Here is a 21,840-nt window from a genome sequence, read left to right on the forward strand (position 1 = left end):
AATGGCATTTGAAGGATTAGCCGACCGACTGCAAAAGACGATTTCAAAAATCCGCGGAAAAGGAAAAGTCAGCGAACAAGACGTAAAAGAGATGATGCGTGAAGTTCGTCTTGCGCTTCTTGAGGCTGACGTTAACTTTAAAGTCGTAAAGGATTTTGTGAAAAAAGTAAGTGAACGGGCTGTCGGACAGGACGTTATGCAGAGTCTGACACCCGGTCAGCAGGTTATTAAAGTCGTAAAAGAAGAGCTTACCGAGCTGATGGGCGGCGAAGAAAGCAAAATTGCCGTCGCCAAACGCCCGCCGACCGTTATTATGATGGTCGGGCTCCAAGGTGCCGGTAAAACGACAACCACGGGGAAGCTTGCCAACCTGCTGCGCAAAAAACATAACCGCAAACCGCTGCTCGTGGCTGCGGATATTTACCGCCCCGCCGCGATTAAACAGCTGGAAACCCTGGGGAAACAGCTTGATATGCCGGTCTTTTCGCTTGGCGATCAGGTCAGCCCGGTGGAAATTGCCAGACAGGCGATTGAAAAAGCGAAGGAAGAGCATCATGATTATGTGATTTTAGACACCGCCGGACGGCTGCACATCGATCATGAACTGATGGATGAGCTCTCCGGCGTAAAGGAAGTCGCAAATCCTGAGGAAATTTTCCTTGTCGTCGACTCAATGACCGGTCAGGATGCGGTAAACGTCGCCAAAAGCTTTAATGACCAGCTCGGTTTAACGGGTGTCATTTTAACAAAGCTTGACGGGGATACCCGCGGAGGTGCGGCGCTTTCTATCCGCGCGGTCACCGAAACGCCGATTAAATTCGCCGGAATGGGAGAAAAGCTCGATGCTCTTGAAGCGTTCCATCCTGAACGGATGGCATCCCGGATTCTCGGAATGGGTGACGTGCTGACCTTGATTGAAAAAGCTCAGGCGACTGTTGATGAAGACAAAGCCAAAGAGCTTGAGCAGAAAATGAGAACGATGAGCTTCACATTGGATGATTTTCTGGAGCAGCTCGGCCAGGTCCGAAACATGGGGCCTCTTGACGAACTGCTGCAAATGATGCCCGGCGCAGGCAAAATGAAAGGCTTAAAAAACATCCAAGTCGATGAAAAACAGCTGAATCATGTGGAAGCGATCATTAAATCAATGACTGTTCTTGAAAAAGAACAGCCGGATATCATTAACGCCAGCCGGCGGAAGCGGATTGCCAAAGGAAGCGGAACATCCGTTCAGGAAGTCAACCGTCTTTTAAAGCAGTTTGAGGAAATGAAAAAAATGATGAAGCAGATGACCAACATGACAAAAGGGAAGAAAAAAGGCTTTAAATTACCTTTTATGTAATCGGTTATACATGATAAAACCGTTGTTAAGAAAAAACACTTTACAAACACTTTTATCATTGTTAATATACTATCTTGTTGAAATATTTTCGGAGGTGCTAGTAAAATGGCAGTAAAAATTCGTTTAAAACGTATGGGAGCAAAAAAATCTCCTTTCTATCGTATTGTTGTAGCAGATTCTCGTTCACCGCGTGACGGCCGTTTCATTGAAACAGTCGGCACATACAACCCGGTTGCAAAGCCGGCTGAAGTGAAAATCAACGAAGAGCTTGCTCTTAAATGGCTTCAAACAGGAGCTAAACCTTCTGATACAGTCCGCAACTTGTTCTCAAGCCAAGGAATTATGGAAAAATTCCACAACGCTAAACAAGGCAAGTAATGACTGATCAGAACTTGGAAGATTTGATTGTCAGCATTGTGGCTCCGCTTGTCGACCATCCGGAAGACATAACGGTCACAAAGGAAGAGACTGATCAAAAGATTGCGCTGCGCTTATCTGTCAATAAGTCAGATACCGGTAAGATTATCGGAAAGCAAGGCCGGACTGCAAGAGCGATTCGAACCGTCGTTTTTGCAGCTGGCGCACAGTCTTCTAAGAAAGTTCAATTTGAAATATTTGACTGAAAAAGGGAGAGGGCCGGCACCTCCCCTTTTTTTACACGTAAAAAAGGCAAATGAACAGAAATATGTTGGAAGAGTGGGGAGTCTGGTCCTATGCAGATTATTCACAGGGTAACCGTTATGCAGGTTCTGACCGAGCAAAGCAAGGAAAAGCTTTTGGCCTCTTTTGCAGAAAAAAAGCAAACGCTTGAACGAGAATGCAGCCAGCTCTATTTTCAGCTTAGAAAACATGAAAAAGATCAGCAGAATCCCGATGTAGCGGAATCTTTTAAAAAAGCCATTGAGAAAAGACAAGACAAAATCAAAATGATCGATTTCCAAATAAGCCAGACAGAGTCGCTCCCGCTTGGAAGCGAAGTGAAGGAAAAGGAGATCGATGCGCTGCTTTCAATCAATGTCGGTGATAACTGGCATGAAAAAACAGCGGCAAATACCATCGTCATAAAAGACGGGGTAGTAATTGAAATCCGCCCGAGGTGATAATATGACAAACAGATGGTTTAATGTAGGCAAAATTGTAAATACCCATGGCATTAAAGGCGAAGTGCGGGTCATTTCTAAAACGGACTTTGCCGAAGAACGGTACAAGCCCGGCAATACGCTCTATTTGTTTGCGGAAGGGGCTGCGGAGCCAATCAAAGTAACGGTAAGCGCCCACAGGCTTCACAAGCAGTTTCACCTGCTGCAATTCAAAGAAATGCCGAGTCTCAATGAAGTCGAACACCTAAGAAACATGGTGATCAAAGTCCCTGAAGAAGACTTGGGAGAGCTTGAAGAAGATGAATTTTATTTTCATGAGATCATCGGCTGCGAGGTTGTGTCAGAAGACGGGGAACTGATCGGCACAGTGAAGGAAATCTTGACGCCAGGGGCTAATGACGTATGGGTGGTTGCAAGAAAAGGCAAAAAAGATGCGCTCATTCCGTATATTGCTTCTGTGGTAAAGGATATTAATATAAATGAGAAGAAAATTAAGATTCATGTAATGGAAGGGTTAATAGACGAATGAAAATCGACTTTTTAACACTGTTTCCCGAAATGTTTCAAGGGGTGCTCGGCTCCTCCATTCTGCAAAAAGCACAGGAAAAAGAGGCTGTCCGTTTTGACGTCATCAATTTCCGGGCTTTTTCGGATAATAAACACCAAACGGTTGATGATTACCCGTACGGCGGGGGAGCCGGGATGGTGTTAAAGCCGCAGCCTGTATTTGATGCGGTTGAAAAGCTGACAGCCGGTACGGACGCCAAGCCGCGCATTATTCTCGTCTGCCCGCAAGGTGAGCGTTATACGCAGAAGAAAGCCGAGGAGCTGGCACAAGAGGAACATCTCATGTTTATTTGCGGACATTATGAAGGGTATGATGAACGGATCCGGGAACATCTTGTCACTGATGAAATCTCCATCGGGGATTTTGTGCTGACCGGGGGAGAGCTCCCTGCCATGATGATTGCCGACAGCGTTGTCAGGCTTTTGCCGGGCGTCCTCGGAAAAGAAGCATCCCACGTGGAGGATTCCTTCAGCACGGGGCTTTTAGAGCATCCGCACTATACGAGGCCTGCAGATTATAGAGGCTTAAAAGTGCCTGAGACCCTTCTGTCGGGCAACCATGCAAAAATACAAAAATGGCGCAATAAAGAATCAATCAGAAGAACCTTTTTAAGACGTCCCGATCTTCTTGAAAACTATCCTCTCACTGATGAGCAAAGAAAATGGATTTCCGAGTGGGAAAACGAATAGATTCTATTGCGCAGGCGATGAAGATATGATAAGATACTACTTGTGGCTTAAGGAGGCTTATCCTTCAGAAGCTTGAAAACGATGTTCCGCTGTGCCTTGCAGTTGTGGCCAAGAGCATCTGTTGGAAGGAGTTGAAAACGATGCAAAAACTAATTCAAGATATCACAAAAGAACAGCTTCGCACTGATCTTCCTGCGTTCCGTCCTGGTGACACTTTACGTGTACACGTAAAAGTTGTTGAGGGTAATCGTGAGCGTATCCAGATCTTCGAAGGTGTTGTGATCAAGCGTCGTGGTGGTGGAATCAGCGAAACGTTCACAGTTCGTAAGATTTCTTACGGTGTTGGCGTTGAACGTACATTCCCTGTACACACACCAAAAATCGCGAAAATCGAAGTTGTACGTTACGGTAAAGTACGTCGCGCTAAGCTTTACTACCTGCGTGAACTTCGCGGAAAAGCGGCTCGTATTAAAGAAATCAGACGATAATGATAACGAACGAAAAGAGCTTGTTACCCGTAACAGGCTCTTTTTTTATATGAAATTTGTAAAAGCAGAACAAGCAACGTAAAATACATAAGAGATCATCGGAACATCCGGTTCCGGTAAATAAGGCAGGTGTCGAAGTCACATGACCATTCAATGGTTCCCAGGCCATATGGCTAAAGCGAGACGGGAAGTAACAGAAAAACTGAAATTAATTGATATCGTATACGAATTGGTGGATGCGAGAATCCCGATGTCATCGAGAAATCCGATGATTGAGGAGATTTTAAAGAATAAGCCGCGCATTATGCTTTTAAATAAAGCCGATAAGGCGGATGCGGCTGTGACTGCTCAGTGGAAGGACCACTTTCAGGAACAGGGCATTCCCTCTCTTTCAATAAACTCCGTTAACGGGCAGGGACTGCATCAAATCGTGCCGTCATCGAAAGAGCTGCTGAAAGATAAGTTCGATAAAATGAAAGCAAAAGGTGTTAGGCCAAGAGCAATCCGCGCATTAATCATCGGCATTCCGAATGTCGGCAAGTCTACGCTCATTAACCGGCTGGCCAAAAAAAACATTGCCAAGACGGGAGACAGGCCCGGCATTACCACTTCACAGCAGTGGGTAAAGGTAGGCAAGGAATTAGAGCTGCTCGATACACCGGGAATTTTATGGCCTAAATTTGAAGATGAGCTTGTCGGCTTGCGTCTGGCGATCACCGGGGCGATTAAAGATACGATTATCAACCTGCAGGATGTGGCCGTCTTCGGGCTGCGCTTTCTGGAAGAGCATTATCCCGACCGCTTGAAGGAGCGCTACGGACTTCAGGAAATCCCTGAGGATATCGCCGCTCTTTTCGACGCGATCGGCGAAAAACGCGGCTGTTTGATGGGCGGCGGAATGGTTGACTATGATAAAACAACGGAAGTCATCATTCGGGACATCCGGACGGAAAAATTCGGCAGGCTTTCATTTGAAACACCATCAGAATAAAGACGCGCAGCGATGCGGGTCTTTATTTTTTCCGCAGAATACCGATATACATAATGTAAGGGAGAAGAGAACGTGAATACATTAACCGTAAAAAGCGTAAAAGAACGCCTGCAAGAGGTCAGGGACGAAAGCGCCCCCTTCCTTGCCCAATGTGAGAAAGACCCGAGAAAAAGCGTACAGACGCTTTTAGAGCAATGGCTGAAAAAGCACGCGAAGGAAAAAGCTCTTAAAGAGCAATGGCTGAACATGACGGCATACGAAAGACTGTCATCCAAAAAGGGCTTCCGCCTGATTGCGGGTGTTGACGAAGCCGGAAGAGGGCCGCTTGCCGGACCGGTTGTCGCCGGCGCCGTCATTTTGCCGGCAGAATGCGAGATTCTCGGTCTCACGGACTCGAAGAAATTGTCGGAAAAGAAGCTCGAGGAGTATTACAGCCGGATCACGGAAGAAGCGGCGGCTGTAGGAGTCGGCATTGTCCATGCGGACGTCATTGACCGGATCAACATTTATGAGGCCGCGAGACTGGCGATGGTAAAAGCCGTCAATGCTTTAACGGAAACACCTGATTATCTGCTTGTTGATGCCATGACCCTTCCGCTTGACATTCCGCAGTCATCAGTTATAAAAGGGGATGCCAAAAGCGTGTCAATTGCCGCCGGAGCCTGCATCGCAAAAGTAACGCGGGACCGTCTCATGGCTGAGTACGCCAAAACCTACCCCATGTACGGCTTTGAAAAAAATAAAGGCTACGGAACGAAAGAACATCTTGAAGCTCTTCAGGCATACGGACCGACAACTATTCACCGAAAAACGTTCGCTCCCGTTCAATCTTATTGTTAGAAAAGAGGCTTAAGACATGAACATAAGCGGCGAAATCCAAGCGGCTTTCAGACAGCTGACGGCGGAAATCCCTCCGGACCGGCAAGACGGCGGTAAAGACAGCGGCGCTCAAAGGCTGCTGTTAGGGAAGGTTCTCCGTTTGCTGGACGATCAAAGCGCTCTTATCCAAATCGGCGGCCGGACGATGCAGGGAAAACTTGAAACCCCCCTTCGTCCGCAGGCGTATTACTGGTTTTCTTATGACAAACAGCCGGCGGAAAAAACAGGCCGGCTTCATGTCATTGACCAATTCGAAGGAAGCCCGAAAACCGTTCAGGAAGCGGCGGGAAGACTGTTAAACGCTCTTTCTGTCAAACCAGGCCCTGTGTCTCTGCAGATTGCCGAAACGTTTATGCAGCAGAAGCTGCCGATGACGGAAAACAGCCTCAAAGCCTGCATCCGCTGGGCTGAATCGCTTCCGGCCGCTGAATTGAAAAAAGCGGCGGAAACAATCGTATTTGCGCTGAAACGGGAACTGCCCGCACATCCGGAAGTCTTGTCAGCCATTCATGCCGTTAAATATCCGGTTCCGACCCGTCGCCTCCTCTCAGGACTGCTTCAGGCAATCAATCAGGCTCCGCAATCGGCAAAAGAGCTGTCTGTGCTCAAAGAGGCGGTTTCTGACGTGTTAAACGCGGAAACGGATCTTCATGCAGAACGTCTCTTGAAGAAGCTTGCCGAGGCTGCACGCATGCCGATTTCAGAAACCGGGCTGATGAATGAAGGAGAACGGACGGAATCAAAACAATCACCATTTGTCCGAGAGACTCGTGAAAACGGAAAGGCAGTCTCAAGCCAGCCTTCTCCTCCGAGTGCACGGACAGATACGGAACTGCCTGAAAAAACGGCAAAACAGATTATAGAGAAATTAATGACATCGGCAGAAAAAACTGAAAACCGTCCCGTAAAAGTAACGGCGGAGATCATGAAGGCTTTCATTTCTCAAGAAAAAACATTGAAAACAACACCTGTTCTTCAAAACGCACATCTGACAGAACAGGAGGCGGCTGTTTTCGAAAAAGCCGCTCAGCTCACCGAATTGAAATATGCGGAAAAACATGATGTATTAAGCCTTTTGCAGAAAATCAAAAAAGGACTGGGCACCCGTGATGAATTATCATTCATTACAGCGCTTGAAAAAGGCGTGTCTCCGCAGCCGGAGAAACAAGCGCTGAAAACAGCCCTCCAAGCCGTCCGGACGCTTCAAGAAGCGCCCCAATCCGTTAAACAAGAGGCGGAACCGCTTATTCATAAATTAAACGGCCAGCTGTTTATTGAGCAGCATAACCCTTCTTTTACGCAGATGGTGCTGTCATTTCCGCTGGGAGCGTCCGCGTATGAGAATGATATCACAGTTCTCTTTAAAGGACGGAAGAAGCCGGACGGAAAACTCGATCCGTCACATTGCAGGCTCCTGTTTTTGCTGCATCTTGAAACACTGCAAGAAACCGTTGTGGACTGCATGATTCAGCAAAATGTAATGACCATTACGGTTGAGACTGATTTTGAGCTTCAGGCGGCCATCGACCCTCTCGTACCGGCTTTAAAAGAAGCCGTAAAAGAAACGGGCTTCAGCCTGTCAGGCGTCACGGCTAAAAAACGGCGCCCGAAAGACCAGAGCGCTCTTGTGGAAGAGTTTATAGAAAAAGACGGCGGAAGAAAAGTGGATGTGAAAATATGAAAGAGCAAACGCCGTTAAGAAGAGCTGTCGCCCTGCATTACGACCGGCAGAAAGACCAAGCCCCGAAGGTTGTCGCAACAGGCAGGGGGCACGTGGCGGAAAATATTATAAAAGAAGCTGAGAAGGCTGGGGTCCCCATTCAGGAAGACAGAACCCTTGTCGAATTAATGCGCCATTTGACGGTTGACGATCAGATACCGGAGGCGCTTTATGAAACCGTTGCCGAAATTTTTTCATTTGTTTACAGACTGGACGAAACCCTGAAAAACGAAAAATAAGGACCATTCATTTCCCGGACTCCGTTTAAATTTATATTTTCAATAAAATAAAAGTTAGAATGTTTGGAAGGATATAAAGATTTTGTTTTGAACCCTAGACAATTCTTCCAGTATTATATAGAATGAAAGCGCAGTCTATTTTTAGTTTTGCTACATAAGTTAGGAGGATGGGAAATGAATATCCATGAGTACCAGGGAAAAGAAGTCCTCAGAAAATACGGGGTGTCTGTTCCTGAAGGTAAAGTGGCTTTTACAGCAGAGGAAGCAGTTGAAAAAGCAGAGAGCCTGTCAAGCTCGGTTTATGTCGTAAAGGCGCAAATCCATGCTGGCGGCCGCGGCAAAGCTGGTGGGGTAAAGATTGCAAAAACAAAAGATGAAGTGAAAGAGTATGCCGAAGAACTGTTAGGCAAGACGCTCGTCACACATCAAACGGGTCCGGACGGACAAGTAATAAAACGCTTACTTATTGAAGAAGGCTGCGATATTAAAAAGGAATACTATGTCGGGCTTGTACTTGACCGCGCTACTTCAAGAATCGTTTTAATGGCGTCTGAAGAAGGCGGAACGGAGATTGAAGAAGTAGCGGAAAAAACACCTGAAAAAATTAAAAAAGCGGTAATTGATCCGGCTGTCGGCCTTCAGGGCTATCAGGCAAGGGAAATTGCATTCGCAATTAACATCCCGAAAGAGCTTGTCGGCAAAGCCGCTAAATTTATGCTCGGCTTATATAAAGCATTTGTTGAGAAGGACTGCTCCATCGCCGAGATCAACCCTCTCGTCGTTACGGGGGACGGAAACGTCATGGCGCTGGATGCTAAGCTGAACTTCGACAGCAATGCGTTATACAGACAAAAAGACATTATGGAATACAGAGATTTAGATGAAGAAGATCCGAAAGAAATCGAAGCGTCAAAATACGATTTAAGCTACATTTCCCTTGATGGAAATATCGGCTGCATGGTAAACGGCGCGGGTCTTGCAATGTCTACTATGGATATCATTAAACACTACGGCGGAGAACCTGCAAACTTCCTTGATGTCGGGGGCGGCGCAACCGCAGAAAAAGTGACGGAAGCTTTTAAAATCATTCTTTCCGATCAAAACGTAAAAGGAATTTTCGTTAATATTTTCGGAGGCATCATGAAGTGTGATGTCATCGCCGAAGGCGTTGTTGAAGCGACGAGACAAGTCGGATTGACATTGCCGCTGGTCGTGCGCCTTGAAGGGACAAACGTAGATTTAGGAAAGAAAATCCTGAATGAATCAGGCTTAAACATCACATCTGCGGAATCAATGGCAGACGGCGCACAGAAAATCGTATCCTTAGTTTAGGAAAGAATGAAAGGCAGGGGACCAGATAATGAGTGTTTTTATCAATAAAGATACAAGAGTTATTGTACAGGGGATTACAGGTTCTACCGCTTTATTTCATACAAAGCAGATGCTGGAATACGGCACGAATATCGTTGGCGGTGTAACACCTGGAAAAGGCGGAACGGAAGCGGAAGGCGTACCGGTATTCAATACGGTCGCAGAAGCGGTTCATACAACGGGTGCAGATGCGTCAGTTATTTACGTGCCGGCTCCGTTTGCGGCGGACGCAATTATGGAAGCGGTTGACGCGGAAATTGATCTTGTCATTTGTATCACTGAGCACATTCCGGTTTTGGACATGGTGAAAGTGAAGCGCTTTATGGAAGGCAAGAAAACGAGATTAATAGGGCCGAACTGCCCTGGTGTTATTACACCTGAAGAATGCAAGATCGGCATTATGCCGGGATACATTCATAAAAAGGGCCATGTAGGCGTTGTGTCCCGTTCAGGAACATTGACATACGAGGCTGTCCATCAGCTTTCAGAAGCCGGCGTAGGCCAATCTACCGCTGTAGGGATCGGCGGCGATCCGGTCAACGGCACGAACTTTATTGACGTGTTAAAAGCGTTCAATGAAGATCCTGAAACACATGCCGTCATCATGATCGGAGAAATCGGCGGCACAGCTGAAGAAGAAGCGGCTGAGTGGGTAAAAGCGAACATGACGAAGCCTGTTGTCGGCTTTATCGGCGGTAAAACCGCGCCTCCGGGAAAACGTATGGGCCATGCGGGCGCCATCATCTCCGGAGGAAAAGGCACGGCAGAAGAAAAAGTCAAAACGATGAACGCCTGCGGAATTGAAGTCGCGGAAACCCCTTCTGTAATGGGTGAAACGCTGATTAAGGTGTTAAAAGAAAAAGGCTTATTTGAAACGTGCAAAACGCACTGATCGAAGCAGGGGCAGCCGTAACGGCTGTTCCTGTTTTTGCTGAAAAAAAGAGGAGGTTTCCAGATTTGGATCAAGCATCGCGCTGTTTAATGGTCTGCAGTATTAATCAAATCATTTCCCCGTCTCTTCTATTAAAATGGTGGAAAGCTGATCATTCTCTGTCTTTTTTACCGAATCCGCATCCATTAACTGTTTTATCAGAAGGGAAAACAGCCCCGGAAGCAATTTTTCGGGAAATAGAGCGCAAGAATTCGGAACTTGATGAAGTTCTGTCCGATTACCGCCGCGAAGGCATTACTGTCATTCCGATTTCATCAAGCCGCTATCCAACATGGCTTAAAGCGATTTATGATCCGCCGGCTGTCTTGTATGCAAAAGGGAACACGCTGCTTCTTGAAAAAGGCAGAAAAATCGGGATTGTAGGAACGCGGAAACCGACGGAAGACGGAATAAAAGCGGTTGGGCATCTTTCCGCCGAACTCTCAAAAAAAGGCTGGATCATTGTAAGCGGGCTTGCATCCGGTATAGACGGATTGTCTCATAAGGCGAGCATCAGGGCAAAAGGGCTTACGATCGGCGTGATAGCCGGCGGATTCCATCACATCTATCCCCGGGAAAATCTCCTGTTGGCAGAATACATGGCTGAACGCCATCTCCTACTCTCAGAACATCCTCCTGAAACAAAGCCGAAAAAATGGCACTTTCCGATGAGAAACCGCATAATCAGCGGACTAAGTGAAGGAATTGTGGTCGTGCAGGGAAAAGAAAAAAGCGGTTCGTTAATCACAGCTTACCAGGCTCTCGATCAAGGCAGAGAGGTATTTGCCGTTCCGGGTTCCATATTTAATCCATATTCCGGAGGACCTATAAAACTCATTCAAGAAGGGGCGAAAGCTGTATTATGCGCAGAGGATATTGACGGAGAGCTGACCGCCCGATGCGTTCAGTATACGGAACCCTTTTGAAATATCGTTTGACAAACGGTATTGTAATATTTAATAATAGTGAGGATTTAAAGTTGCTCATTATTTTCATGTATAAAATGACGTTCATCATAAAGAATGAAATGTTGAAAGCCATAAAAAGGCAGCTCTAAAATGAATTGATACTTGAAAAGAGAGAGAACACCTCTTGAGGGGGATGAAAATGTCTGATTATCTAGTCATCGTGGAATCGCCGGCAAAGGCGAAAACGATTGAACGTTATTTAGGGAAGAAATATAAAGTCAAAGCTTCAATGGGACATGTCCGGGATCTTCCGAAAAGTCAAATGGGAGTTGACATCGAACAGAACTTTGAACCGAAATATATTACGATCCGCGGAAAAGGCCCTGTTTTAAAAGAATTAAAAACAGCGGCAAAGAAAGCAAAAAAAGTCTATCTCGCGGCCGACCCCGACAGAGAAGGGGAAGCGATTGCATGGCATCTCGCACACAGTCTTGATCTGGATCTCAGCTCGGACTGCCGGGTCGTCTTTAATGAAATAACGAAAGACGCCATTAAAGAATCATTTAAACATCCGCGCATGATTAATATGGATCTTGTCGATGCGCAGCAGGCGCGCCGCATACTAGACAGACTCGTCGGATACAAAATCAGCCCGATTCTTTGGAAAAAAGTAAAAAAAGGCCTCAGTGCGGGCCGTGTGCAATCCGTTGCGCTCCGGCTGATCATCGACCGGGAAAAGGAAATCAACGACTTTAAACCTGAAGAGTACTGGACGATTACCGGCTCATTTTTAAAAGGAAAAGAGACATTTGAAGCCGGATTTTTCGGGAAAAACGGCAAAAAGCTTCCTTTAAAAAGCGAAGAAGACGTAAAAGCCATCCTTGCTCAGCTGAAAGGCAATAAGTATACAGTTGACAAGGTTACGAAAAAAGAGCGCAAACGAAATCCCGCTCTGCCGTTTACAACGTCCACTCTGCAGCAGGAGGCTGCAAGAAAGCTGAATTTCAGAGCGAAGAAAACGATGATGATTGCGCAGCAATTATATGAAGGAATTGATCTCGGCAAAGAAGGGACAGTCGGGCTCATCACGTATATGAGAACGGACTCAACGCGGATTTCCAATACAGCCGTTGAAGAAGCGTCAGCTTTTATTGATCAGGCGTACGGAAAAGAGTACTTAGCGGGAAAACGGAAACCGGCAAAGAAAAATGAAAACGCTCAAGATGCCCACGAAGCGATCCGCCCGACTTCGGTGCTCAGAAAACCTGCCGACTTAAAAGCGGTGCTTGGAAGAGACCAGCTCAGATTATACAAGCTGATTTGGGAGCGCTTTGTTGCAAGCCAGATGGCCCCTGCCGTCCTTGATACGATGAGCGTCGATCTCAGCAATAACGGATTGACATTCCGGGCAAACGGAAGTAAAGTCAAATTCGCCGGCTTTATGAAAGTCTATGTAGAGGGTAAAGACGATCAGCTGGAAGAAAAAGACCGCATGCTTCCGTACCTTAAAGAGGGAGACACGGTTTTATCGAAAGATATTGAGCCTGAGCAGCACTTTACTCAGCCGCCTCCGCGTTATACAGAGGCGCGCCTGGTTAAAACGCTTGAAGAACTGGGGATTGGCCGTCCTTCGACATATGCGCCGACTCTTGACACCATCCAGCGCCGCGGTTACGTGGGATTAGACAATAAACGGTTTGTGCCGACTGAGCTTGGGCAGATCGTGCTGGATCTTATCATGGAGTTTTTCCCGGAAATCATCAACGTTGAATTCACGGCTAAAATGGAAAGAGACCTTGACCATGTTGAAGATGGCCAGACAGAATGGGTTCAAATCATTGACAGCTTCTATACCGATTTCGAAAAACGCGTGAAAAAAGCGGAAGCCGAAATGAAAGAAGTGGAAATTGAACCTGAATACGCCGATGAAGATTGTGAGTTATGCGGCTCCCGGATGGTTTATAAAATGGGCCGATACGGCAAATTTATGGCGTGCTCCAATTTCCCTGACTGCCGGAATACAAAACCGATTGTCAAACAAATCGGCGTAAAATGCCCTAAGTGCCATGAAGGAAACATTGTCGAACGAAAATCAAAAAAGAAACGCATCTTTTACGGCTGTGACCGTTATCCTGAATGCGACTTCGTATCTTGGGACAAACCGATTGAACGAAAATGCCCGAAATGTGAAAATATGCTCGTAGAGAAAAAGCTTAAAAAAGGCATACAAGTCCAATGCGTCGAATGCGATTATAAGGAAGAACCACAGAAGTAGCGGTGAGCAGAGCCTTGCTCACCTTCTTTGTGTGGAAGGGACAAACAACAGGAGATGAAAAGAAATGAACCAGCAAACAGTTAATGTAATCGGAGCAGGCCTTGCCGGAAGTGAAGCGGCATGGCAGCTTGCAAAAAGAGGAATTCAAGTGAAACTATATGAAATGCGGCCCGTCAGGCAGACGGCAGCCCATCATACTGATAAATTCGCCGAACTGGTATGCAGCAACTCCCTCCGTTCAAATACACTCGCCAATGCGGTAGGCGTATTAAAAGAAGAAATGCGGGCCCTTGACTCGGCAATCATTCAATCTGCTGATAAATGCTCGGTTCCGGCCGGGGGAGCGCTTGCCGTTGACCGTCATGAATTTGCGCAAAGCGTGACGGATCTCGTGAAAAACCATCCGAACGTAACGGTTCTTACTGAGGAAGTAACAGAGATTCCGGAAGGCCCGACTGTTATCGCGACCGGACCGCTTACGTCAGAATCGCTTTCACAGCAGCTGAAAGAGCTCACGGGAGAAGAGTATCTGTATTTTTATGACGCGGCGGCGCCGATTGTCGAAAAAGACAGCCTCGATATGGAGAAAGTGTACTTAAAATCCCGTTATGACAAGGGAGAAGCGGCGTACTTAAACTGCCCGATGACAGAGGAAGAGTTCGACCGTTTCTATGAAGCATTGACGACGGCTGAGACGGTACCTTTAAAAGAATTCGAGAAAGAAATCTTCTTTGAAGGCTGCATGCCGATTGAAGTCATGGCGAAAAGAGGCAAGAAAACAATGCTGTTCGGACCGATGAAACCGGTCGGACTGGAAGATCCGAAAACAGGCAAGCGCCCTTATGCAGTCGTTCAGCTCAGACAGGATGATGCGGCGGGAACGCTTTATAATATTGTAGGTTTTCAGACACATTTAAAATGGGGAGACCAAAAAGAAGTGCTTAAACTGATCCCCGGTCTTGAAAATGTTGATATCGTCAGATACGGCGTCATGCACAGAAACACATTTATCAACTCGCCGAGCCTTTTGAACCCGACATATCAATTTAAACAGCGGAACGATCTGTTTTTCGCGGGCCAAATGACCGGCGTAGAGGGTTATGTTGAATCTGCCGCTTCAGGTCTTGTAGCGGGAATCAATGCCGCCAAACTTGTGCTCGGTCAGGATCTTGTGACATTCCCGCAGGAGACGGCGATAGGAAGCATGGCTCACTACATTACGACGACAAATCAGAAGAACTTCCAGCCGATGAATGCAAACTTCGGCCTCTTAAAAGAATTGCCTGTAAGAATTAAAAACAAAAAAGAACGAAATGAAGAATACGCTAAACGCGCAATTGAGACTATTCAAACTATTTCGAAAACGATATAGCTTTTCATTGCAACTTCGATGCATTATATGATACCATTTAAAAGCCCTTCGGAGAGGGAGGTCTTCATAATGACTGAGAATGTTAACTTTTTTTTAAAGTTATTCGTTGAATATTTACAAATTGAAAAAAATTATTCACAATATACTATTGTGAATTATGTTAATTCGATTGAAGAATTTGGGATGTTTCTGCATGCTCAAAATATAAATGGAATGAAAGAAGCTGCATATCATGATGTGAGAATATTTTTGACAGAGGCTTATGAAAAAGGCCTGTCAAGAAAAACAATCAGCAAGAAAATTTCAGCTTTGAGAAGCTTCTATAAATTTTTAATGAGGGAAAAGCTTGTTGAAGAGAATCCGTTTCAGCTTGTTCATCTGCCGAAACAAGAGAAACGGATTCCGAAGTTTCTTTATGAAAAAGAACTTGAGGAACTATTCGCTGTTTCAGACAGAAGTCAGCCGTCAGGGATGCGCGATCAGGCCCTGCTTGAGCTTCTTTATGCGACCGGAATGAGGGTCAGTGAGTGCTGTACGCTCACTGTCGGCGATCTTGACCTGTTCATGGATACGGTGCTCGTTCACGGGAAAGGCAAGAAGCAGCGCTATATCCCGTTCGGCTCATATGCCCGTGATGCGCTGGACCTGTATATCAACAGCGGAAGGCAGTGCCTGCTTGAAAAAGCAAAAGAGCCTCATGATGTGCTGTTTGTCAATCAAAGAGGCGGCCCTCTGACCGCCAGAGGAATCCGGTATATTTTAAGCGGGCTTGTAAAAAAAGCATCCGGCACTTTACATATACACCCGCATATGCTTCGGCACACGTTTGCGACTCATCTGCTGAATGAAGGGGCTGATTTAAGAAGCGTCCAGGAGCTTTTGGGCCATTCCAATCTGTCTTCTACGCAGATTTACACGCATGTATCGAAGGAAATGCTGAGAAACACATATATGTCCCACCACCCGAGAGCTTTTAAAGAAAATTAAAAGGAGGCCCTTCTCATGTCATCTTTTCATGCGACAACGATTTTTGCCGTCCAGCATAACGGGAAAAGCGCTATGTCAGGAGACGGCCAGGTCACATTCGGTCAGGCTGTAGTCATGAAACATACTGCAAGAAAAGTGAGAAAGCTGTTTAACGGAAAGGTTCTGGCCGGATTTGCGGGATCTGTTGCAGACGCTTTCACACTTTTTGAAATGTTTGAGGCGAAGCTTGAAGAATACAACGGCAATTTAAAACGTGCGTCGGTTGAGCTTGCGAAAGAATGGCGCAGCGATAAAGTGCTGCGCAAGCTGGAAGCCATGCTGATTGTCATGAACCAGGATACCTTGCTTCTCGTATCGGGAACAGGTGAAGTGATTGAGCCGGATGACGGCATTTTGGCAATCGGCTCCGGCGGAAACTACGCCCTGTCAGCAGGAAGAGCGCTGAAAACCTATGCCGGAGAGAATCTGTCCGCCAAAGATATTGCAAAAGCCGCTTTGAAAATCGCGGGCGAGATTTGTGTGTACACAAACGATCAGATCATTTTGGAAGAACTTGAATAGAAAGGACTTGAGGCGCATGGAAAACAAACCGTTAACACCGAGACAAATCGTAGATCGGTTGGATCAATACATTGTAGGACAGCAGGATGCGAAAAAAGCTGTCGCCGTGGCATTAAGAAACCGCTATCGCAGAAGTCTTCTTGATGAAAAACTGAGAGACGAGATCGTTCCCAAAAACATCCTGATGATGGGCCCGACCGGGGTGGGGAAAACAGAGATCGCCAGACGGATCGCCAAGCTTACCGGTGCGCCATTTATAAAAATTGAAGCGACAAAATTTACAGAAGTCGGCTATGTAGGCAGAGATGTCGAATCAATGGTCAGAGACCTCGTTGAGACATCCGTTCGGCTCATTAAAGAAGAAAAAATCAGCGAAGTGAAAGAACAGGCTGAAGAAAATGCAAACAAACGTATAGTGCGGCTTCTCGTTCCGGGAAAGAAAAAACAAGCGGGTGTGAAAAATCCGTTTGAAATGCTTTTCGGAGGAAGCCAGGCGGCAAATGATGATGAAGCCGACCAGCAAGAAGAAGCAAGCCTTGAAGAGAAAAGAAAGCGCATGGCGCATCAGCTCGCATTGGGAGAGCTCGAAGACCATTACGTCTCCGTAGAGGTGGAAGAGCAGCAGCCATCGATGTTTGACATGCTGCAAGGCTCCGGGATGGAGCAGATGGGCATGAATATGCAGGATGCGCTGAGCAATCTGGTGCCAAAAAAGAAAAAACGCCGCAAAATGACGGTCAGAGAAGCAAGGAAGGTTCTGACCAATGAAGAGGCAGGCAAATTAATCGATATGGATGAAGTCGGCCAAGAGGCCGTGTTAAGAGCTGAAGAGGGCGGCATTATCTTTATTGACGAAATAGATAAAATCGCAAAAAACGGAGGGGCTTCTTCCTCAGCAGATGTATCGAGAGAAGGCGTTCAAAGAGATATCCTTCCGATTGTCGAAGGATCTACCGTCGTCACGAAATACGGCTCCGTCAAAACAGATCACGTGCTGTTTATTGCAGCCGGGGCATTCCATATGGCCAAACCGTCTGATCTGATTCCGGAGCTGCAGGGCCGCTTTCCGATTCGTGTAGAATTGAGCAAGCTGACGGTAGATGATTTTGTGAAAATTCTCGTCGAACCCGATAACGCGCTGTTAAAACAATATCAGGCTTTATTGCAGACAGAAGGTATATCTCTTGAATTTTCTGACGAAGCTATTCGTAAGATCGCCGAAGTGGCTTATCATGTGAATCAGGATACGGACAACATCGGAGCGAGAAGGCTTCACACGATATTGGAACGTCTCTTGGAAGACCTGTCGTTTGAAGCGCCGGACGTGACGATGGAAAAAGTAGCCATCACACCGCAATACGTTGAAGAAAAGCTCGGAACGATTGCAAACAACAAAGATCTAAGTCAATTTATATTGTGAAAATTTAATAAGAGGAATTCTAGGAGGATTATTTATCATGGCTTTACTACAAAAAACACGAATTATTAACAGCATGCTGCAGGCTGCGGCAGGCAAACCCGTAAACTTTAAAGAAATGGCTGAAACGCTTCGTGACGTCATTGATTCTAATATTTTCGTCGTCAGCCGCAGAGGAAAGCTTTTGGGCTACTCTATTAACCAGCAGATTGAAAATGACCGTATGAAAAAAATGCTTGAAGACCGCCAGTTCCCGGAAGAGTACACGAGAAATCTGTTCAATGTTCCGGAGACGTCTTCAAACCTTGATATCAACAGCGAATACACGGCGTTTCCTGTGGAAAACAGAGACCTGTTCCAAGCGGGCTTAACAACGATCGTGCCGATCATCGGCGGAGGAGAGAGACTGGGCACGCTCATTCTGTCCCGTCTGCAGGATCAATTTGAAGATGATGATCTCATTCTTGCTGAATACGGAGCAACCGTTGTAGGAATGGAGATTTTAAGAGAAAAAGCGGAAGAAATCGAAGAAGAGGCGCGAAGCAAAGCGGTTGTTCAAATGGCGATCAGTTCTCTGTCTTACAGTGAACTTGAAGCGATTGAGCATATCTTTGAAGAGCTTGACGGAAACGAAGGCTTGCTTGTGGCAAGTAAGATTGCGGACCGTGTCGGCATTACGCGTTCAGTAATCGTTAACGCGCTGAGAAAGCTGGAAAGCGCAGGCGTCATTGAATCCAGATCACTGGGAATGAAGGGGACGTACATTAAAGTTCTGAACAACAAATTCCTTATTGAATTGGAAAACCTTAAATCTCATTAAGACAAAAGCAGGATCCCTGAAAATGGGGGTTCTGCTTTTTTTATGGACAATAGGTGAAAAGTTGCAGTTTAAAGTTGCTTATTGGAATCTGATCTGAGATAATCCATCTTGCTGTGTGAAAAAAGGAGGAAGAAACAGAAATTCTGCTATTTTCAGTCTTATATTAAACAAATCCTTGTAGTACAAATATTCTAGGACTTAATACCTACATGCAAAATAGATATAATTGAGCACTTTTTTTTAGCCTAACTTCATAGACTTTAAGCCTGTTATTTCTTACAATAAGCATATGGTTTTACAATTCTCGACAAGGATTTTTAGGAGAAAAATATCTGAAATGGAGGTAAGTGGATTTGGACTTATTTTCTGGAACTATACAAAATCTTGAGAATGCCTTGGGGAGAGCGGACATTAAGCAAAAAGTCTTAACTAATAATATCGCCAATATAGACACACCGAACTATAAGGCAAAAAAAGTCTCTTTCCGAAATTTGTTAGATCAGGAAACATCCAATCTTGAGGCTGTAAAAACCGACTATCGGCACGTTGACTTTACGGGTTCGGGGGACGATTATTCTATCGTGTCCAGCAGTGATACATCGTACCAGCAAAACGGAAACAATGTCGATATCGACAAAGAAATGACAGATTTAGCCGAAAACCAAATTAATTATCAGGCTTTGGTTGAAAGAATGAGCGGCAAATTCAATTCTCTGAAAACCGTCTTGACAGGAGGAAAATAATGAGTGGCTTTCAAAGCTTAAATATTTCGGGTTCCGCTTTAACTGCACAGCGTGTCCGGATGGACGTCGTATCGTCCAACCTGGCCAATATGGATACAACGAGAGCGAAGCAGGTAAATGGCGAATGGGTGCCTTACAGAAGAAAGCTGGTATCTCTCCAATCCGGAGGCGAATCATTTTCGTCCCTTTTACATTCCAAGATGAACGGAACAGGAAGCGCGGGAAATGGCGTAAAGGTATCTGGTGTTACGGAAGACCCGTCCGCTTTTAATCTCGTTTATGATCCGGAGAATCCTGATGCGAATAAAGACGGATATGTACAAAAACCAAATGTAGATCCATTAAAGGAAATGGTGGATCTTGTCAGCAGCTCGAGATCATATGAAGCAAACGTAACTGCATTAAACGCCTCCAAAGGCATGCTTTTGAAGGCGTTAGAAATCGGAAAGTAAGGTGATGTAAGTGGTTAACGCTATTACTCCTTTTCAGCTTCAACAAACCCAAAATACTCAAAACGTAACGAATCAATTAAACCAAACTCAAAAAACTGATTCTTCAAACCAAACAAGCTTTTCGGAGCTTTTAAAAAACTCTATTGATTCGTTAAATGAGTCACAAGTGAAATCTGACCAAATAACGAACGAACTGGCTGCAGGAAAGGATGTAAACCTTGACGAGGTCATGATCGCTGCCCAAAAAGCAAATATTTCTCTGACGGCCGCTACCGAATTCCGCAATAAAGCCGTGGAAGCCTATCAGGAAATCATGAGAATGCAGATGTAGTGGTCAGATTGAAGAGAATGACTGGAATGACCGGGGGTTAACATGAATCGTACTCTAATGCAAATGAAAACCAAAACGGCAGCGTTTTGGAACAACAGATCAAAAACACAGAAGATACTCATGGTAAGCGGCTTGGCCGCATTCATTATTTTACTCATCGTCGTTATTATTTTTACTTCGTCTGAAAAGATGGTGCCTCTTTATAAAGATTTGTCCGCGGAAGAAGCGGGGAAGATTAAAGAAGAGCTCGATACGAAAAAGGTGTCTTCTGAACTTGCTGACGGCGGCACGGTCATTAAGGTTCCTGAGAGCCAAGTGGATTCGCTTAAAGTCCAGCTTGCCGCGGAAGGCCTGCCGAAAACGGGATCAATTGATTATTCGTTTTTCGGACAAAATGCGGGCTTCGGCCTGACGGATAATGAGTTTGACGTTTTAAAGGTTGAGGCGACTCAGACCGAATTGTCAAACCTGATAAATGAAATGGACGGTATTAAAAGCTCGAAGGTCATGATCAACATGCCGAAAGAAGCCGTGTTCGTCGGTGAAGATCAGCCGGCAGCGTCCGCTTCAATCGTTTTGCAGATGAAACCGGGCTACTCGCTTGATCAAAACCAGATCAACGGGCTGTACCATCTCGTTTCTAAAAGTGTTCCGAACTTAAAAGAAGATAATATCGTCATAATGGATCAAAATTCTACATATTATGACAAAAGTGACAGCGGTGCAGGGTCCGTTTCTGACAGTTATGCTTCTCAGCAAGGTATTAAGTCGCAGGTCGAAAAGGACATTCAAAAACATGTTCAGTCACTGCTCGGCACAATGATGGGGCAGGATAAGGTCGTTGTTTCCGTGACGGCGGATGTTGACTTCACGAAGGAAAAACGCACTGAAGACACTGTCGAACCTGTCGATAAAGATAACATGGAAGGCATAGCGGTAAGCGCCGAAAAAGTTGCGGAAACGTATAAAGGCGACGGCGCGGCCAACGGCGGCACGGCCGGAACGGGAAGCAATGACACCGCGAACTATGCCGAGACAAACGGCGGTTCAAACAGCGGGGACTACGAAAAAAGCAGCAATAAAATCAACTATGAAGTCAACCGCATTCATAAAGAAATCGCTGAAAGCCCGTATAAAGTGCGTGATTTAGGCATTCAGGTCATGGTGGAGCCGCCTAATCCGAAAAATGCCGCTTCCTTATCAGCACAGAGACAGGCTGATATACAGAAGATTTTAGGAACGGTCGTCAGAACGTCTCTTGATAAAAACGAAACGCAAAATCAAAACCTGACAGACAATGATATCAACAATAAAATCGTTGTATCCGTTCAGCCGTTTGACGGAAAAACAAGCCTGAACACAGATTCGGCACAATCTTCAGGTCTTCCGATCTGGGTATACATTACAGGCGGCGTACTGCTTGCGGCCATTATTCTGCTTATTATTCTCCTCATCAGAAAGAAACGCTCACAAGAGGATGAATACGAAGAATATGAATATGAAACACCGCCCGAGCCGGTTCGATTGCCTGATATCAACGAAGAGAAAATTGAAACGGAAGAAACAGTCAGACGAAAACAGCTTGAAAAAATGGCTAAAGAAAAACCGGAAGACTTTGCTAAATTGCTTCGAAGCTGGCTGGACGAGGATTAGGGG

At 45.8% G+C, this 21,840-nt stretch carries 24 protein-coding genes; all 24 read left to right on the plus strand.

What is annotated here, in order from left to right:
* Position 1: 1 nt before the first annotated feature.
* The 24 genes from ffh to fliF all read left to right on the plus strand — a co-directional run bounded on the left by ffh (position 2) and on the right by fliF (position 21,837).
* A complete protein-coding gene (gene ffh / locus JNUCC21_RS08395; RefSeq protein WP_007409763.1) occupies positions 2-1,342 on the plus strand; it encodes a signal recognition particle protein in 1,341 nt (446 codons plus the stop codon).
* Positions 1,343-1,447: 105 nt separating this feature from the next.
* Positions 1,448-1,720 (plus strand): 30S ribosomal protein S16, encoded by a 273-nt coding sequence (rpsP, locus tag JNUCC21_RS08400; protein ID WP_003154296.1) that lies wholly within the window; start codon positions 1,448-1,450, stop codon positions 1,718-1,720.
* Positions 1,720-1,965, plus strand: coding sequence for a KH domain-containing protein (locus JNUCC21_RS08405; RefSeq protein WP_007611392.1), 246 nt, complete (start codon positions 1,720-1,722; stop codon positions 1,963-1,965). The genes rpsP and JNUCC21_RS08405 overlap by 1 nt, the downstream gene beginning before the upstream one ends.
* Before the next feature lie 90 nt (positions 1,966-2,055).
* Complete coding sequence (locus JNUCC21_RS08410; protein ID WP_003154291.1) at positions 2,056-2,442, plus strand: YlqD family protein; 387 nt, start codon at positions 2,056-2,058, stop codon at positions 2,440-2,442.
* A 4-nt stretch (positions 2,443-2,446) separates the two neighbouring features.
* Complete coding sequence (rimM, locus tag JNUCC21_RS08415; protein WP_003154290.1) at positions 2,447-2,971, plus strand: ribosome maturation factor RimM; 525 nt, start codon at positions 2,447-2,449, stop codon at positions 2,969-2,971.
* The gene (trmD, locus tag JNUCC21_RS08420; RefSeq protein ID WP_007409764.1) at positions 2,968-3,699 is read left to right on the plus strand and encodes a tRNA (guanosine(37)-N1)-methyltransferase TrmD; all 732 of its coding nucleotides are present in this window, start codon (positions 2,968-2,970) and stop codon (positions 3,697-3,699) included. Before rimM ends, trmD begins: the two co-directional genes overlap by 4 nt.
* A 140-nt stretch (positions 3,700-3,839) precedes the next feature.
* Positions 3,840-4,187 carry a 50S ribosomal protein L19 gene (gene rplS, locus JNUCC21_RS08425; protein WP_003154288.1) on the plus strand — a complete coding sequence of 116 codons (348 nt, stop codon included), beginning with the start codon at positions 3,840-3,842 and terminating at the stop codon, positions 4,185-4,187.
* A gap of 142 nt (positions 4,188-4,329) precedes the next feature.
* A complete protein-coding gene (ylqF, locus tag JNUCC21_RS08430) occupies positions 4,330-5,178 on the plus strand; it encodes a ribosome biogenesis GTPase YlqF (RefSeq protein ID WP_007409766.1) in 849 nt (282 codons plus the stop codon).
* Between the two features lie 72 nt (positions 5,179-5,250).
* The gene (locus JNUCC21_RS08435; protein ID WP_369878738.1) at positions 5,251-6,018 is read left to right on the plus strand and encodes a ribonuclease HII; all 768 of its coding nucleotides are present in this window, start codon (positions 5,251-5,253) and stop codon (positions 6,016-6,018) included.
* A gap of 16 nt (positions 6,019-6,034) precedes the next feature.
* The gene (locus JNUCC21_RS08440) at positions 6,035-7,738 is read left to right on the plus strand and encodes a glycosyl transferase (protein ID WP_369878739.1); all 1,704 of its coding nucleotides are present in this window, start codon (positions 6,035-6,037) and stop codon (positions 7,736-7,738) included.
* Positions 7,735-8,016 carry a FlhB-like flagellar biosynthesis protein gene (locus tag JNUCC21_RS08445; protein ID WP_007409769.1) on the plus strand — a complete coding sequence of 94 codons (282 nt, stop codon included), beginning with the start codon at positions 7,735-7,737 and terminating at the stop codon, positions 8,014-8,016. The genes JNUCC21_RS08440 and JNUCC21_RS08445 overlap by 4 nt, the downstream gene beginning before the upstream one ends.
* A gap of 174 nt (positions 8,017-8,190) precedes the next feature.
* On the plus strand, positions 8,191-9,348 hold the full coding sequence (gene sucC / locus JNUCC21_RS08450; protein ID WP_003154283.1) for an ADP-forming succinate--CoA ligase subunit beta: 1,158 nt from the start codon (positions 8,191-8,193) through the stop codon (positions 9,346-9,348).
* A gap of 28 nt (positions 9,349-9,376) precedes the next feature.
* Positions 9,377-10,279: a succinate--CoA ligase subunit alpha gene (sucD, locus tag JNUCC21_RS08455; RefSeq protein WP_003154281.1), complete on the plus strand. Its 903-nt coding sequence runs from the start codon at positions 9,377-9,379 to the stop codon at positions 10,277-10,279.
* A 65-nt stretch (positions 10,280-10,344) separates the two neighbouring features.
* Positions 10,345-11,244 (plus strand): DNA-processing protein DprA, encoded by a 900-nt coding sequence (gene dprA, locus JNUCC21_RS08460; protein WP_150941213.1) that lies wholly within the window; start codon positions 10,345-10,347, stop codon positions 11,242-11,244.
* Between the two features lie 181 nt (positions 11,245-11,425).
* On the plus strand, positions 11,426-13,501 hold the full coding sequence (gene topA, locus JNUCC21_RS08465) for a type I DNA topoisomerase (protein WP_369878740.1): 2,076 nt from the start codon (positions 11,426-11,428) through the stop codon (positions 13,499-13,501).
* Between the two features lie 64 nt (positions 13,502-13,565).
* Complete coding sequence (gene trmFO, locus JNUCC21_RS08470; protein WP_032871468.1) at positions 13,566-14,873, plus strand: FADH(2)-oxidizing methylenetetrahydrofolate--tRNA-(uracil(54)-C(5))-methyltransferase TrmFO; 1,308 nt, start codon at positions 13,566-13,568, stop codon at positions 14,871-14,873.
* 69 nt (positions 14,874-14,942) lie between these two features.
* Complete coding sequence (gene xerC, locus JNUCC21_RS08475; protein ID WP_150941215.1) at positions 14,943-15,860, plus strand: tyrosine recombinase XerC; 918 nt, start codon at positions 14,943-14,945, stop codon at positions 15,858-15,860.
* Between the two features lie 15 nt (positions 15,861-15,875).
* Positions 15,876-16,421, plus strand: a complete 546-nt coding sequence (gene hslV, locus JNUCC21_RS08480) for an ATP-dependent protease subunit HslV (protein ID WP_003154267.1) — start codon at positions 15,876-15,878, stop codon at positions 16,419-16,421.
* A gap of 16 nt (positions 16,422-16,437) precedes the next feature.
* A complete protein-coding gene (hslU, locus tag JNUCC21_RS08485; protein WP_007611413.1) occupies positions 16,438-17,841 on the plus strand; it encodes an HslU--HslV peptidase ATPase subunit in 1,404 nt (467 codons plus the stop codon).
* A gap of 37 nt (positions 17,842-17,878) precedes the next feature.
* Positions 17,879-18,658 carry a GTP-sensing pleiotropic transcriptional regulator CodY gene (gene codY, locus JNUCC21_RS08490; RefSeq protein ID WP_003154263.1) on the plus strand — a complete coding sequence of 260 codons (780 nt, stop codon included), beginning with the start codon at positions 17,879-17,881 and terminating at the stop codon, positions 18,656-18,658.
* A gap of 353 nt (positions 18,659-19,011) precedes the next feature.
* Positions 19,012-19,401 carry a flagellar basal body rod protein FlgB gene (flgB, locus tag JNUCC21_RS08495; protein WP_003154260.1) on the plus strand — a complete coding sequence of 130 codons (390 nt, stop codon included), beginning with the start codon at positions 19,012-19,014 and terminating at the stop codon, positions 19,399-19,401.
* Complete coding sequence (gene flgC, locus JNUCC21_RS08500) at positions 19,401-19,853, plus strand: flagellar basal body rod protein FlgC (protein ID WP_015239851.1); 453 nt, start codon at positions 19,401-19,403, stop codon at positions 19,851-19,853. The genes flgB and flgC overlap by 1 nt, the downstream gene beginning before the upstream one ends.
* Before the next feature lie 10 nt (positions 19,854-19,863).
* A complete protein-coding gene (gene fliE, locus JNUCC21_RS08505) occupies positions 19,864-20,184 on the plus strand; it encodes a flagellar hook-basal body complex protein FliE (protein WP_007409777.1) in 321 nt (106 codons plus the stop codon).
* A 42-nt stretch (positions 20,185-20,226) separates the two neighbouring features.
* Positions 20,227-21,837, plus strand: coding sequence for a flagellar basal-body MS-ring/collar protein FliF (gene fliF, locus JNUCC21_RS08510; RefSeq protein WP_012117551.1), 1,611 nt, complete (start codon positions 20,227-20,229; stop codon positions 21,835-21,837).
* The last annotated feature ends 3 nt before the right edge of the window (positions 21,838-21,840 follow it).

The sequence above is a fragment of the Bacillus sp. JNUCC-21 genome (assembly GCF_041222765.1).
Taxonomy (GTDB): domain Bacteria; phylum Bacillota; class Bacilli; order Bacillales; family Bacillaceae; genus Bacillus; species Bacillus velezensis.